Origin of the sequence: Acetivibrio ethanolgignens (assembly GCF_001461035.1) — a bacterium.
GTDB classification, from domain to species: domain Bacteria; phylum Bacillota; class Clostridia; order Lachnospirales; family Lachnospiraceae; genus Velocimicrobium; species Velocimicrobium ethanolgignens.
Map to the genome: position 1 here is coordinate 14,312 of NZ_LNAM01000161.1, position 14,812 is coordinate 29,123.

At 42.4% G+C, this 14,812-nt stretch carries 16 protein-coding genes and 1 tRNA gene; 11 read left to right on the top strand and 6 right to left on the bottom strand.

The window, feature by feature from the left end; genetic code table 11:
- Positions 1-100: 100 nt before the first annotated feature.
- Both ASU35_RS10565 and ASU35_RS10570 read right to left on the bottom strand, forming a co-directional pair.
- Complete coding sequence (locus tag ASU35_RS10565) at positions 101-1,288, bottom strand: MFS transporter (protein WP_058352990.1); 1,188 nt, start codon at positions 1,286-1,288, stop codon at positions 101-103.
- Between the two features lie 78 nt (positions 1,289-1,366).
- Positions 1,367-2,341, bottom strand: coding sequence for a hypothetical protein (locus ASU35_RS10570; protein ID WP_058352991.1), 975 nt, complete (start codon positions 2,339-2,341; stop codon positions 1,367-1,369).
- A gap of 107 nt (positions 2,342-2,448) precedes the next feature.
- On the opposite strand from ASU35_RS10570, the gene ASU35_RS10575 reads away from it, so the two are divergent.
- Positions 2,449-3,375, top strand: coding sequence for a DHH family phosphoesterase (locus tag ASU35_RS10575; protein ID WP_083504252.1), 927 nt, complete (start codon positions 2,449-2,451; stop codon positions 3,373-3,375).
- A 100-nt stretch (positions 3,376-3,475) separates the two neighbouring features.
- Here ASU35_RS10575 and ASU35_RS10580 read toward each other — a convergent pair whose 3' ends face one another.
- The 4 genes from ASU35_RS10580 to trmB form a co-directional block, all read right to left on the bottom strand.
- A complete protein-coding gene (locus tag ASU35_RS10580) occupies positions 3,476-4,411 on the bottom strand; it encodes a lysozyme inhibitor LprI family protein (RefSeq protein ID WP_058352993.1) in 936 nt (311 codons plus the stop codon).
- A gap of 297 nt (positions 4,412-4,708) precedes the next feature.
- Positions 4,709-4,781 (bottom strand) — tRNA-Lys (locus ASU35_RS10585).
- Between the two features lie 154 nt (positions 4,782-4,935).
- Positions 4,936-5,079, bottom strand: coding sequence for a hypothetical protein (locus ASU35_RS19295; RefSeq protein ID WP_156059411.1), 144 nt, complete (start codon positions 5,077-5,079; stop codon positions 4,936-4,938).
- 27 nt (positions 5,080-5,106) lie between these two features.
- A complete protein-coding gene (trmB, locus tag ASU35_RS10590) occupies positions 5,107-5,748 on the bottom strand; it encodes a tRNA (guanosine(46)-N7)-methyltransferase TrmB (RefSeq protein ID WP_058352994.1) in 642 nt (213 codons plus the stop codon).
- A 184-nt stretch (positions 5,749-5,932) separates the two neighbouring features.
- Between trmB and ASU35_RS10595 the strand changes: the two genes are divergently transcribed.
- The 10 genes from ASU35_RS10595 (at position 5,933) to ASU35_RS10640 (ending at position 14,769) form a co-directional block, all read left to right on the top strand.
- Positions 5,933-6,244 carry a hypothetical protein gene (locus ASU35_RS10595; protein WP_058352995.1) on the top strand — a complete coding sequence of 104 codons (312 nt, stop codon included), beginning with the start codon at positions 5,933-5,935 and terminating at the stop codon, positions 6,242-6,244.
- A 4-nt stretch (positions 6,245-6,248) separates the two neighbouring features.
- Positions 6,249-7,277, top strand: a complete 1,029-nt coding sequence (locus ASU35_RS10600) for a V-type ATPase subunit (RefSeq protein WP_058352996.1) — start codon at positions 6,249-6,251, stop codon at positions 7,275-7,277.
- A 30-nt stretch (positions 7,278-7,307) separates the two neighbouring features.
- A complete protein-coding gene (locus tag ASU35_RS10605; RefSeq protein WP_083504253.1) occupies positions 7,308-9,215 on the top strand; it encodes a V-type ATPase 116kDa subunit family protein in 1,908 nt (635 codons plus the stop codon).
- A 34-nt stretch (positions 9,216-9,249) separates the two neighbouring features.
- Positions 9,250-9,678, top strand: coding sequence for an ATP synthase subunit C (locus ASU35_RS10610; RefSeq protein ID WP_058352997.1), 429 nt, complete (start codon positions 9,250-9,252; stop codon positions 9,676-9,678).
- A 24-nt stretch (positions 9,679-9,702) separates the two neighbouring features.
- Positions 9,703-10,011, top strand: a complete 309-nt coding sequence (locus tag ASU35_RS10615; protein WP_058352998.1) for a V-type ATP synthase subunit F — start codon at positions 9,703-9,705, stop codon at positions 10,009-10,011.
- A 10-nt stretch (positions 10,012-10,021) separates the two neighbouring features.
- Positions 10,022-10,588: a V-type ATP synthase subunit E gene (locus ASU35_RS10620; protein ID WP_058352999.1), complete on the top strand. Its 567-nt coding sequence runs from the start codon at positions 10,022-10,024 to the stop codon at positions 10,586-10,588.
- A gap of 14 nt (positions 10,589-10,602) precedes the next feature.
- Positions 10,603-12,369 carry a V-type ATP synthase subunit A gene (locus ASU35_RS10625; RefSeq protein WP_058353000.1) on the top strand — a complete coding sequence of 589 codons (1,767 nt, stop codon included), beginning with the start codon at positions 10,603-10,605 and terminating at the stop codon, positions 12,367-12,369.
- Between the two features lie 15 nt (positions 12,370-12,384).
- Complete coding sequence (locus tag ASU35_RS10630) at positions 12,385-13,767, top strand: V-type ATP synthase subunit B (RefSeq protein ID WP_058353001.1); 1,383 nt, start codon at positions 12,385-12,387, stop codon at positions 13,765-13,767.
- 12 nt (positions 13,768-13,779) lie between these two features.
- Entirely contained in the window at positions 13,780-14,403 is a 624-nt protein-coding gene (locus ASU35_RS10635) for a V-type ATP synthase subunit D (protein ID WP_058353002.1), read from the top strand.
- A 135-nt stretch (positions 14,404-14,538) separates the two neighbouring features.
- Positions 14,539-14,769, top strand: coding sequence for a helix-turn-helix domain-containing protein (locus ASU35_RS10640; RefSeq protein WP_058353003.1), 231 nt, complete (start codon positions 14,539-14,541; stop codon positions 14,767-14,769).
- The last annotated feature ends 43 nt before the right edge of the window (positions 14,770-14,812 follow it).

Sequence of the window (14,812 nt, forward strand, 5' to 3'; positions counted from 1 at the left end):
TAGCACCCTCTCAATAAAATTATTTTTAAGTTCATCTTATTAATTTTTAGTATAACAAAAATACACGAAAAATCAAGTTTTTTTGTTAAAAATCTAATATTTATGTAGTTGGATCTTCATTAAAAAGCTGGGTGCTTAAAAGGAAAATAATCGCAAGAATACCCAGAGGAATGACGCTTAAGAAAATATAGCGACTGCCGAAATGTTCATACAAATAACCGAAGCCATAACCAAACAGGGCACGGGCAACGGTAGATACTGTACCAAGCAGGGTAACGGCGGTACCAAACATAGAGGAATCCACCTTGTCATGAATAAAGGCAAGATTGACAGCGGTATAAGTGCCGGAGCCCAGACAGTGAAACAGGGAACCGACAAGAAAAAGATACGGATTGCCAGTGAAAAAATAGATGGAAAAACGTATCGTAACACCAAAGGCTGCCAAAAGATACATCTTTTTAAAACCATATTTCTTTAAAAGCCAGGCTGCTGCAGGGAAGAAGAAAAACTCAGGAACTACGCAAAAAGCGGTATTCAAGCCGATAAGAGTCTCTGAGGCCTGCATTGTAGTTACCAGGTGATTGCCGCTGTAGGATAGACAGGATTCGCCGGCAAGGCATATAACAATGGTAATTATAAGCATGGCTACATAAGGCTTGTTGTGAAGCAAGACCAGGATTGGATTTTTGACAGAAGAAGCCTTTGATGGATGGCCTTTTTTTGGCTGTAGCCGTTTGGTGTCAGGAAACAGTACAGCAAAGAAAAGTGTAATCAGGGTAAGAATGCAATAAGCTGGAAATAGCAGTGTATTCAGTGGGATGCGGGCTGTTAAGAAACCAATGAGCATTCCAAAAACTACCCAGCCTACGGAACCACCCATCCGAAACAGACCATAGTTTTTGCCTGTCTGGGCGCAGTATTCCGTGACCTGGGCATCTGCTAGAGAAATACAGGATGAACGGGCAGTTTCAAGAATTACTCCCAAAAGAAGTACCATAGGAAGCAAGGTCTGAAAGCTCATTATGGCAGCAGAAGCCAGTGCCAGGCCTAAAAAGGCTAAAAAGATTTCCTTGTAACGTCGGGTGCGGTCACATAGAAGACCAACAAAGGGAATAATGGCAGCTGGAACCAGAGGTGTAATGCCAGTATAAAGTCCTAGCTGGCTGCCGGTAAAGCCCAGATGCTTTTCTAAGTAGACATTCATGTAGGAAATAATCAGGCACTGTGCTCCAAAAAAGAAAAAATAGTATAATGGAATGGAAAAATCATATTTTTTTCGGCTGTTCATAGAAAAAACTCCTTAGTTATTTGTCGTGTTATGTTTTACTATTGTACTATGGAAAGCGAATTTGAGCAAGCCAAACGGTTAAAAATTTACCGGTACGAGCCAATAGCCAAAATCACCGTATCTTAGGGGTGTGTTTTTCGTTGTTTTAAACTCAGCAAAGCCAAATTTTTCGGCAATGGACTTTTCTCGGTCAGAATAAATACCAGGCACACCAAGCTGATAAAAGATGTCCAGGTCTTCTAGTTCAGGACTGTTTTCGCTTGTGACGGTATCAGCCGCGGTAAGCTTTGGAGAGCTTACCAGCCATTTAGCCAGAATCAGGTGTCGATAAGAATCATAGCCATGCAGCAGAAAGCTGTTCTGCTTTAAACCATTGTATTCCGGAGAAAGATGGTCTATGTAGGCTGGATCAATTAGCAGATAGTTGGTGATGGAGCTTTCGATAGATGGCGGAGCAGCTGGGGTAGGTGCTGGATTTTCCGATAATGCTGTTTTGACAGCCAGTGGCTCTTCTGGTGCTGGTTCTTCTGCTGCTGGTTCTTCCACTGTCGGATTTTCTACCACGGGCTCTTCCACTGCGGATTCTTCCATGGCTGCTTCTGCTGTTGGCTCAGCTACAAGGGTTAAATCAGCAGCGGATACATTTTCATAGCCATTAGCCTCGGCTTCCGTCTGAAAGACAGAAGGAAGGATTGGTAGGTCATCCCATTCTGTACCCAGTAGGCGGCTTTTGGAAACAGTGATAATAATGCCGCTAATCATGGAAAAAGGAAGGTCGGAGCCTGCAACCTTGTCCGAGGAAATGACAGCCTGGCAGTCACCAACAGAGTTTTTTACGTTGAGAGGGCAAAGAGGCAGACCGATAATGCGATTGCCTTTTCGGTAAAATAAATAGGTGTCTAAAACGGCATGGGAGAGACTTAACAGCTTGATATGTATTGTAATCTTGCATTGGCCTCTGCGAGTTTCGACTCTGGCGTAGCCGATATTATTTTTCTTAATTCCGTTGTCGTAGCAGTAGAGATAGGAAACAAATCTTTTATAATCTGACATAAGCAAATCTCCTTTCCCTACATCTATATTCTGTGACTAAAGAATTCATTCCCAAAAAAAGAAAAATGTGGTATAATGTGAAAAAGCGTTTTAAGGAGGATTTACATATGTCAGAAAAATGCCGTTTAATAACGAGAAGTGATTTTGATGGACTCGTTTGTGCTATGATTTTGAAGGAACTGGACCTGATTGAGGACATTAAATTTGTTCATCCGAAGGATATGCAGGATGGCAAAATCCCGGTAACAGACAAGGATATTACAACGAATCTCCCATATGTACCGGGTGTGAAGCTGGCCTTCGACCATCATTCCAGTGAGGAGACAAGAGCCGGTGGATCAAAACCAAATCATATTATTGATGGAGCTGCACCATCTGCAGCCAGAGTGGTTTATAATTATTATGGAGGCAGGAAGAAGCTTCCGCGGATTACAGATGAAATCATGGAGGCTGTAGATAAGGCAGATTCAGCACAGTTTACAATGGAGGACATTTTAAACCCACAGGGCTGGGTACTGCTTAGCTATTTGATGGATGCCAGAACCGGCCTGGGACGTTTTCATAGCTTCCGCATTTCCAATTACGATTTAATGATGGAATTGATTGATTATTGTCTGGAGCATACGATAAAGGAGATTCTGGATCTGCCGGATGTAAAAGAGCGTGTGGACATGTATTTTGAGCAGCAGGAGCTATTTAAAGCCCAGATTGAACGGGTGCATAAGATAGTTGGGGATGTAGTGGTGCTTCCTTTAAAGGAAGAGGAAACCATCTATACAGGCAACCGTTTTCTGGTATATGCGATGTATCCGGAGACAAAGATTTCTGTTCATGTAATGTGGGGTTTCCAGAAGCAGAATACAGCAGTTACGATTGGCAAGTCTATTGTAAACCGCAGCTCTAAGGTAGATATTGGAGAAATCTGCTTGAAGTACGGAGGTGGCGGACATAAAAATGCAGGCACCTGTCAGCTTCCAAATGATGAGGTAGATAAAATTCTGCCGGATATTTTAGAACTTTTAAATCAAGGTTAATTTCAGATTGTTAGATGGAAAATAGGAGGAGCTGTCCTATGAAGCAGAAACCTGCTTAAGGGACAGCTCTTTTTTGACATAAAATTTTTCTTCGTATCTATCAAAATGCAAAAGGAAATTTGACTTCTTCTCCTACAGAGAAAACAGACTCTCCTGATGTCTCAGTAACTTTGAAACTTGCACCATTCCATCTGTTAATTTTGATGATTCCTTTTACACTTCCATCATCTGATGTGAAAGCTAGCTCTCCGTTTCCGTTGTCAACAAAGGTTCCTTCTGTTTCACCCTGTCTGTAAATGGAGATAATTGCCTCATCATCTCCTGCCCATTCCTGCCGAGTAATCAGAAAGCTGTATACATTGCCAGTTCCCTGGTTGTCTACAAACAAACCGTACTTTGCTGATTTTTCCGGCATGACAAAAGATTCACCCTTTATCTTTGCCAACTCATTTGCAAGAGCATAAGCTCTATTCTTAGTAATCTCCTCCAAGAAGGAATTCTGAAGGAGAGGATACATGCTGCCATTTTCTTCGCCGAACCCAAGGCTCAGTAATGTCACTTCTTCCTTCAGGGCTATCCAGTTCCTCTGTTCTGCAAGGAGCTTCTCCTTTGTCTGCTGATCAGCAGACTTACTAAATCTGCTCCAAAGCTTATTTAATTCGGTATCCCATATTACGAAAAACCATCTGGATGATGTATTCATTTCTCCCTGGGTTTGAGCTGCCTGTGCTAACGGAGTGTACTTTTGAATAATCTTCTCAATATTCTCCAATTCCTTTTGCAGGGATGCTGAACCTGATACCACATAGTCAACATCCGCCTTGATATCATCAGAATAGTCATAAGTGAAATCCATTTTTAGAGTATCCTTCAATTCGATATCCTTGCTTGCTATGCTTGCAGAGTTGGATTGTTCTTCAACTTGAGAAGATTTACTTTCAATGCTTAGAACATTACTTTCTGTTCCCTCTTTGCCACAGCCAATACAAAGTCCGACCATTAATATTAATGTCATCATATAAATTCTTTTTTTCATATATTATATATACACTTCCTTTCTTTATTTCGATGTCTCACATCACATAGGAATCCACTTTTTTGAACTTCCCGATATTTTGACTTCCGGAATACCATCCACCGGTACTATCGGGGCGACCATAGTGGTCAGCTCCCCACCCTTCTTTATTACAATCGCCTCCCCAATCTCATACAGGAATTATTGAGATACAAAAATTAAGGCTTCGGGGCATTTTCCTGGAGCCTTTCTATCTGTCTGAAAGCACGAAAAAAGCCCCAACCCAACGAAGCTCTGTCGTCAAACTAGGACTTAAAGTGCGCGATCAGGGGCTCGAACCCTGGACACCCTGATTAAGAGTCAGGTGCTCTACCAACTGAGCTAATCGCGCTCACTTTCTTCTTGTGTGCTTCAGTAATTTGTATTTCCTGAACGCAAGAACTATAATACTACATGCGGAAGAAAAATGCAAGCCTTTTTTTAAAAAAAATTAAAAAAATTAAAAAAACTTTGAAAATAGCAAAAAAACAGGAAAAACCCGTTGATTATTTCCTGTTTTTTCCTTTTTTCTTTGGGTTTTCGATGATACCGGCAACCTCATCCCAGGATTTTTTCAATTGAAGAGCCTTTTGATTCAATCCGGGGTTGTTGCGGAACATCCTTTGAAGATTTCGTTGCCAGGTAGCCATGATATCCTCCTGCAATTCTTGGATATCTTATTTTATGCGGTGGGCAGTCATTTGGTGAATCGGATTTCCCTGAGCGGAGAATTTTTCTTCGTATTCTGTCATGACATTGCCCTCCATATACTCACTGTGATGCAGGTCGTAGGTTTTGCTGTCAAGAATCCAGCCACTTTTTTCGATCTCTTCCAGGGAAAAGTCAAAAAGAGGGCGGTTATCTGTTTTGAAAATAACCTGTCCGTCTGCAGTTAGGATTTTATCATAGCGTTCTAAGAACTGGGAAGAGGTCAGTCGTCGCTTGGCATGGCGATCCTTTGGCCAGGGGTCGGAAAAGTTAAGGTAGATACGGTCTACCTCGTTTGGGGCAAATATTTCCGCAATATCCTCCGCATCCATACGGAGAAAGTAAAGATTGGATGGTGGATTCTCCTTTATTTTATCCAGGGCACGAATAAGTACACTGGAGTATTTTTCCATACCCAGGTAGTTGATGTCTGGATGAAGTCTGGCAAGCTCTGTAATAAAACGACCCTTTCCCATACCGATTTCGATGTGGATTGGGTTGCTATTGCCAAAGAGAGTGTGAAAGCTTCCTTTATATTGAGCCGGATCCTGGAGAACAAAATCATTCTCGGCAAGGGTTTCCCGGGCTCCCGGGATATTTCTCAGTCGCATAAAAACCTCCTAAATAAAACTTATATGCAATATTATAATAAGAAGAAGGGAATAAAGTCAAATTTGACAAAAAAATTACAAAACGGACTGGAAATTCCTAAAAATTGTATCTGGATTTTTTTGATATAGGGGACTATAATAAGGTGAACTAAAAGGGACTTTAAGCTCAGAAAAGAGGTGCGGTATGGAAAAAATCATTAATCTTTTGCATGGGATAGAAGAGCAGGCAAAGGATATTCTTGAGGGTGCTGCGGAAAAGAAAAGCAAAATTTATGAGAATTATCAAAAAGAGCTTAAAAAGCTGGATAATGCTGCACAAAAGGCGACAGAGGAAAAGCTTGATAAGCTTCGTCGTGAAATGAATGAAGAAATAGGCAGCGAGCATCAGATGCTGGTTAAGGCTCTGGACGAGGAGCTTTCCCAGCTAGAGAGTAATTATCGAAAGAATCATGACAAAATGGCAGAAGCGATGCTGGAAAAAATAACGGGAGTGTGAGCCTATGAGCGGAATATTAAGCTATAGTGGCATTGTGACAAAGGCGAGAGCAATGGGAGCACGGCTGTTTACCAAAGAAGAATATGAAAAAATAGCTTCTATGGAAAGTGTAGCGGATTTTATTGGTTTTCTGAAGACCAGGCAGAGCTACCGGCAGTTATTTGAAGGCAGGGAGGAGAATTCCTTTCACCGCAATGAAATAGAAGGACTTCTTAATTATTCCTTCTATCAGGATTATGAGAAGCTTTATCGTTTTTGTAACCAGCAGCAGAGAAAGATTCTTAGGCTGATATTCTGGAGAATGGAGACGGACTGGCTGAAGCTGTGCTTGCACCGGACAGCAAGTGGTAGCAGCAAGGATGGAATTTACCTGTCAATGCAGTTTTTAAAAAAGTATTCCGATGTGAAGCTGGAAGCTGTCATAGAGGCAGATAGTATCATAGAGTTTGCAGCTGCGTTACAGGGAAGTGTTTACGGAAAGCTTTTAAAAGAATTGATGGAGCATACACCTATAAATCCCCATGCAATAGAAGTGCGGTTGGACACCTTTTGCTTTACCCGCATCTGGGAAACGATAGAAAAGGAATTTGCCGGATCTGATAAACGTGCATTAAAAGACATTTATGGAAAGCAGATAGATTTACTTAATATTTTATGGATCTATCGTACAAAAAAATATTATAACAGTACGGATGCAGAGGCATTGCCCGCACTAATACCAGTTTTCTATAAGCTTCGGAAGGCAGAGCTTATGGAGCTGGCTGGTTGTTATACACCGGAAGAATTTTTGCACATGCTGGAAAAAACCTATTACTCGGAGCTTAAGGAAGAAGCTTCTGTAGAGCAGTTTTACAAGGATAATGTGGCACATGCTTATCGGGAGAACAGGAAGAAGTATCCTTATTCCATGAGTGCAGTATATTGTCTTCTTTATGATAAAATGCGGGAAATTGACCGTTTGACAACAGCATTGGAATGTATCCGTTATCAGATGGATGCGGGCCAGGCAATACAATACATTTTACAGGAATAATACAAGCAATAATTTTAGGAGGTGGAAGCATTGGTTGAACGGATGAAATATCTGAATATCATGGGGCCTAAAAAGGATCTTGACCGCATGATAAACACCTATCTTAGTAAGTATGAAATTCATCTGGAAAATGCAATGACAGAGCTCAGTAAGGTTCAGGAGGTACACCCTTTTCTGGAAACCAACCCTTATCGGGAGATTCTCAATAAGGCAGAAGTAATTTTAGAGCGGATGCCGGATAAAACCTACATCCAGAACCGGGAAATGAGTGATGAGGAAGCTACTCGTATAATTGACAAAGCAATGGAGACGATTATTGGGCTGGCAGATGAAAGAGAGAAGCTGAAGGCGGAAAAGAAACGGATTTCCAAAGAGCTTTCCCAGCTGGAGCCTTACCGTATGATGGAATATGACTTAAAGGTAATCAAGGACTTTAAGTTTATAAAATACCGATTTGGAAAAATTCCGCTGGAGTATTATCAGAAATTCATGCTGTATGCTTATGACAGAATGGATGCTATCTTTTATGAATGTGGCAGGAACATGGACTATGTCTGGGGTATTTATTTTGTTCCGGCCACGGCAGCGGAACGGGTAAATGCAATGTTTTCAATTCTTCACTTTGAAGAAGAGATTTTGCCCGAGGAGTTTGATGGAACCCCGGAAGAGGTTTATCAGAGGATGGTAAAGGAAATGAAGAGTGTCAGAAGCCGGTTAAAGAAGCTGAAAACAAAGCTTTCGGAAGCACTGGAGGCACAAAGGGATGATATTTTATGTGCTTATTACAGTCTGAAAAAGCACTCGGAGAATTTTGACATCCGAAAGCTGGCAGCCTGTACCAATGATGAAGCCTCTAATCAGGTATTTTATATTCTGTGCGGCTGGATGACGGCAAGGGATGCGAAAGCCTTTTTAAAGGAAATCGAAGGAGATGAAAATGTCTACTGCATTATGCGGGGAAGTAAGGAGAGCGGAATTGATAAGCTGCCGACAAAGCTTAAAAATCCAAAGCTTTTTAAGCCTTTTGAGATGTTTGTCGAAATGTATGGCCTTCCGGCTTATAATGAGCTGGACCCTACCGTATTTTTAGGTCTCACCTATTCCCTGATGTTTGGAATTATGTTTGGTGATGTAGGACAAGGTCTTTGTCTAGCGATTGGCGGTTTTTTGCTTTATAAATATAAGAAAATGAATCTGGCAGGTATTGTGGCCCTGGCAGGCTGTATTTCTACAATTTTTGGATTTTTGTATGGAAGTATCTTCGGTCTGGAGGATGTTTTACCAGCACTTTGGAGACGGCCGATGTCAGATATTATGACAACCCTTATGATGGCGATTGTATTTGGTGTAGTGCTGATTTTAATTGCAATGCTGCTTCATATTTTCAATGCTGTGAAAAATAGGGATTTTGAAAAAGCGGTACTGGACCCTAGCGGTATTGCAGGACTTATGGCTTATGGTACAGCCATTGGTGCTGTAGGACTTGTTTTTGCAGGCTATACGCTTCCGGGCACATCAATATTGGCGGTGTTGATTGGTCTGCCGCTGATTGCTATTTTCTTAAAGGAGCCGTTAAACAATTTTCTTCAGCACAAGAAGAAACTGTTTCCGGCAGGAAGCAAGGCAATGTTTTTGGTAGAGGCCTTTGTAGAGCTTTTTGATGTGGTATTAAGCTATGCAACGAATACGATTTCCTTTGTTCGTGTAGGAGCCTTTGCTTTATCTCATGCTGGTATGATGGGTGTTGTTATGACGTTAGCAGGCCTGGAGAGTGGACATCCGAATTTTATTATCATTGTACTGGGTAATATTTTGGTAACCGGCCTGGAAGGCTTGGTTGTAGGTATTCAGGTACTTCGTTTGGAGTATTATGAGATGTTCAGCCGTTTTTACAGTGGAAGCGGTCGGCCATTCCAGCCATTTAAGGTAAATCAGTAAATAATAATTTTAAACAATACAGGAGGATATAGTTATGTCTATCAAAATGATTATTGCATCAATTTTAGTATTTAGTATGTTACTTCCATTTGGAATTTACTTTTTCGGTAAGAAGAAGGAGGGAAGCTTTAAGGCAGCTCTTGGCTTCAATGCCGTATTTTTCTTTGGTACTCTGGTGATTGCAGATATGCTGTTATTCAGCGGTAAGGTATCTGCAGCGGAAACAGCGGCAGCTGCCCAGACGGTAGCAGCCTCTGTAGATGGCTGGAAATACCTGGCAGCAGCACTTTCTACCGGCTTATCCTGTATCGGTGCCGGTATTGCAGTAGCATCGGCAGCATCAGCAGCCTTAGGTGCATTAAGTGAGGATTCTTCTATCATGGGTAAGGCATTGATTTTCGTTGCGTTGGCAGAGTCTATTGCCTTGTACGGATTACTGATTTCCTTCTCTATTTTAGGCTAATACGAAGAAAAGAGGGAATTTACTATGAAAATGTTCCTGATTAGTGATAATGTGGATACTTACACAGGAATGCGGCTGGTTGGAGTGCCAGGAGTGGTTATCCACTCGAAAAAGCATCTGAAGGAGCAGCTTACCAAGGCTTTTGAGGATAAAGAGCTGGGAGTGCTTCTTTTGACAGAGGGCTTTGGACGGCAGTTTCCGGAGATTGTTGATGAAGTAAAGCTAAACCGCCGTTTTCCCTTGATTGTAGAGATTCCGGATCGGCATGGTACCGGAAGAGATCCAGATTTTATTATGAATTATGTAAATGAAGCGATAGGCTTGAAGCTGTAGGAGGAAAATTATGACAATCGATGAAAAGCTGGATTCTTTCCGTGAGCTGGCTCTTGCAGATGCAAATCAAAAGAGTGAGGAAATGATAAAAGAGTATGAGGACTCCTTACAAAAGATGCTTAACGATCACGAAGAAATGATAAGCCGGAAGACGGCCTCTCTACTGGAAATGGAAAGTCAGAAGCTGGTGCAGGAGAAGAATCATCAGATGGCAGTAGAGCATTTGAATTTTAGAAGGCGGCTGAACGAGAAAACAGATGAATTGAAAAAGGAGTTGTTTTCTGATGTAGAAAAGCGGCTTTTAGAGTATATGAAAACAGAAGAATATGTAAGCTGCCTTGAAAAACAGATTAAGGATGCCCTGGCCTTTGCCCGGGGAGATATGATTACCATTTATATTAATCCTACGGATGAGGCAAAAAAGGAAGCTCTGGAAAAGGTAACAGGTGCAGTGCTGACAGTTAGTACGATGGATTTTGTCGGCGGTACCCGGGCAGTTATTCCAGAGAGGAATATTTTGATTGACCGTTCCTTCCTGACAAAGCTGGAGGAAGAAAAGGATTCATTTGCACTGTAAAGGAGGGAGCTTCGGTGGAAGCAACAGGAAAGATATATGGAATTAATGGTCCGGTAGTCTACCTGAAGGGTAATCTGGGATTTAAGATGGCAGAAATGGTCTATGTAGGAAAAGACCGCCTGGTAGGTGAGGTTATTGGACTCACAAAGGATATGACAACGATACAGGTGTATGAGGAAACCTGCGGCTTAAAACCGGGAGAAGAGGTTGTCTCAACAGGAGCCTCTATCAGTGTAACGCTGGCACCTGGTATTTTGAGTAATATTTATGACGGAATTGAAAGACCTCTTTCAGAAATTGCGAAGACGGCAGGAGCCTTTATTCCACGAGGAGTTAGTGTGGATTCCCTGGATACGGAGAAAAAGTGGGAAACTCATATTACCGTTAAGGAAGGCGATTACATTTACGGTGGAAGTATTATTGCAGAGGTTCAGGAAACAGAAGCAATTCTTCATAAATCCATGGTACCACCCGAGGTAAAGGGTAAGGTGGTTAAGGCTTTGCCGGATGGAGAATACCGGATTTTTGACCCGATTGTAACGATTGAATGTCCGGATGGAAGTAAAAAAGAGCTGACACTAGCCCAGAAATGGCCAATTCGTATCCCAAGACCTGTGGCAAAACGGTTTGCACCGAACCGCCCGTTAATTACCGGACAGAGAATTTTAGACAGTCTGTTTCCGATTGCAAAGGGTGGAACGGCTGCTATTCCAGGGGGCTTTGGTACAGGAAAGACTATGACCCAGCATCAGCTTGCCAAGTGGTCTGATGCAGATATTATCGTATATATTGGCTGCGGTGAGCGTGGTAATGAGATGACAGATGTTTTAGAGGAGTTTTCCAAGCTGGAAGACCCAAAGAGTGGTAAGCTTTTGCTGGCAAGGACGGTATTGATTGCTAATACCTCTAATATGCCGGTAGCAGCCCGTGAGGCAAGTATTTACACAGGCATTACTCTGGCAGAATACTACCGGGATATGGGATACCATGTAGCAATTATGGCGGATTCCACTTCCCGCTGGGCAGAGGCTCTTCGTGAGCTGTCAGGCCGTCTGGAGGAAATGCCTGCAGAGGAAGGCTTTCCGGCATACCTGGCTTCCCGCTTGTCCGCTTTTTATGAGAGAGCCGGTTTTATGGGCAATTTAAATGGAACAGAAGGAAGTGTTACGATTATCGGAGCTGTATCGCCACAGGGTGGTGACTTTTCTGAGCCGGTGACCCAGAATACCAAGCGTTTTGTAAGATGCTTTTATGCATTGGATAAATCTCTGGCCTATGCCAGACATTTCCCTGCCATTCACTGGCTTACCAGCTATAGCGAATATATGCAGGACTTAGCACCGTGGTATACCTCAGAGGTGAGCCCTGATTTTGTGGACTGCCGTAATCAGATTTTAAGTCTTTTAAGCCAGGAAAACAGCCTGAATGAAATCGTAAAATTAATCGGAAGTGATGTGCTTCCGGATGACCAGAAGCTGATTTTAGAGATTGCCCGTATCATACGGCTGGGCTTTTTGCAGCAGAATGCCTTTCATCCGGAGGATACCTATGTGCCGATGGAAAAGCAATATAAGATGATGGGGATTATCCTATACCTGTACGATAAATGCAAGCGGCTGGTAGCTATGAATATGCCGATGAGCCTGATTCGTGAGGATGCTATTTTTGAAAAGCTCATCGGTATAAAATATGATGTGGCGAATAAAGAGCTCTATAAATTTGATGAGTACAAAAAACAGATTGATGCATTTTATGACCGCCTGATGGCGACAAATGCGTAAGGAGGAGATGAACGTATGTCAATCGAATATCTTGGCCTGAGTGAAATCCGTGGGCCGCTGATTGTGTTAGAGGGTGTGCGTGACGCCTCCTATGAAGAAATTGTAGAATTTACAGTAGAAGGCACAGAAAAGAAAATGGGCCGTATTGTAGAGGTATATGAGGATAAAGCAGTAATTCAGGTTTTTGGATCGACAGATGAAATGTCTCTTAAAAATACCCATACGAAACTTACCGGACACCCGATGGAGATAGGTCTTTCTGAGGAAATCCTGGGCCGTACCTTTAATGGCCTGGGACAGCCAATCGACGGACTTGGCCCAATTGTACCGGAGATGCGGGTAAATGTAAATGGACAGCCGTTAAACCCGGTATCCAGAGAATACCCAAGAAACTATATAAAAACCGGTATTTCAGCAATCGACGGTCTGACAACGCTGATTCGTGGACAGAAGCTACCGATTTTCTCTGGTAATGGTCTGCCTCATGATGAGCTGGCAGCTCAGATTGTGCGGCAGGCTTCCCTGGGTGAGAACAGTGATGAGGAATTTGCGATTGTTTTTGCCGCCATGGGTGTTAAGCATGACGTGGCAGAGTTCTTCCGCCGTACCTTTGAGGAAAGCGGAGCAAGCTCCCATGTTACGATGTTTTTAAATCTGGCAAATGACCCGGTCGTAGAGCGTCTGATTACACCGAAGGTGGCTCTGACTGCGGCTGAGTATCTGGCCTATGAAAAGGGTATGCATATCCTGGTTATCTTAACAGATATGACTTCCTTTGCCGAAGCTATGCGTGAGGTTTCCTCCTCCAAAGGAGAAATCCCAAGCCGTAAGGGATATCCGGGCTACCTATACAGTGAACTGGCAGCTCTTTATGAAAGAGCTGGCATTGTAAAGGGAAGAAAGGGAAGTGTAACCCAGATTCCTATTCTAACTATGCCAAATGATGATATTACCCATCCGATTCCGGATTTGACCGGCTATATTACGGAGGGACAGATTGTACTTGACCGTCCGCTACATCAAAAGGCGGTATATCCGCCAATCAACGTACTTCCTTCGCTGTCTCGTCTTATGAAGGATGGTATTGGAGCGGGATATACCAGAGAGGATCACCAGGATTTGGCGAATCAGCTGTTTTCTTCCTATGCCCATGTGGGGGAGGCGAGGGCTTTAGCAAGTGTTATCGGTGAGGATGAGCTATCTGCAATTGATAAAAAATATTTAAAGTTTGGTACAGCCTTTGAGGAAGCCTTTGTAGCCCAGGGACACAACGAGGACCGTTCCATTACAGAAACCCTGGATTTGGGCTGGAAGCTGTTATCTATCCTGCCAAGGGAAGAGCTGGATCGAGTTAATACAAAGCTTCTTGACAAGTATTATAAACCGTCAGAAGAATAAAGGGGGATTTTTATGGATCCAAATACATTTCCCACCAAAGGAAACCTGATTCTGGCAAAAAATTCCCTGGCATTGGCAAGACAGGGCTTTGAGCTGATGGATAAGAAAAGAAATATTCTGATTCGGGAGCTGATGCAGCTGATTGATGAAGCATCCGATATCCAGAATGAGATAGATACCACCTTTAGTGAGGCCTATCGTGCTCTGCAGCGGGCAAATATAGAGATGGGTATTCATAACGTGGCGGAAATTGCAGAAACCATGCCGGTGGATGACAGCATCCAGATTAAGCTGCGAAGTATTATGGGTACGGAAATTCCTCTGGTGGAGTTTTCAGAAGAAGAGAGGAAGCCGGAATATGGCTTTTATGATACCCGCATTTCCTTGGATGAGGCATGTTTCCATTTTGATAAGGTGAAGAAGCTGACTCTTCGTTTGTCTATGATAGAAAATTCAGCTTATCGTCTGGCAACGAATATTAAAAAGACCCAGAAGCGAGCCAATGCTCTTCAGAATATTACGATTCCAAGATATACTGAGCTGGTGGTCAGTATCCAGAATGCTCTGGAGGAAAAGGAAAGGGAAGAATTTACCAGGTTGAAGGTAATTAAGAGAAGAAAATTAAACCGTGGCTAAGAGATGAAGCTGTCGGAGGTAGACGGTACTCAAGAGAGTGCGGCCTTCTTCTGGCAGTTTTTATTTACCAAATTTGACAATAATGCGTTAGTCTGATAAGTTTTTATAAAAGCTATATAAGGGGAAATGTGATATATGAATTTGGAAAAACTGGGGATAATGCTGAGAGAACTGAGAGAGGAAAAAGGGCTTTCACAAAGTGAACTTTGTCGGGGTGTGTGTAAGAAAAAGGATTTATCGAAAATAGAATTGGGAGAGCGGGTAATAGATGCATTTTGGCTGGATTGTTTTTTAAGCCGGTTAGGAAAAAGTGTTGACAAGCTAGAGTTTATCTTAACGGAAAAAGACTATTTTTTTACATTATAGGAAATTCCGATTTTGGAAAAGTAATAAAAGAACAACAGTTCAC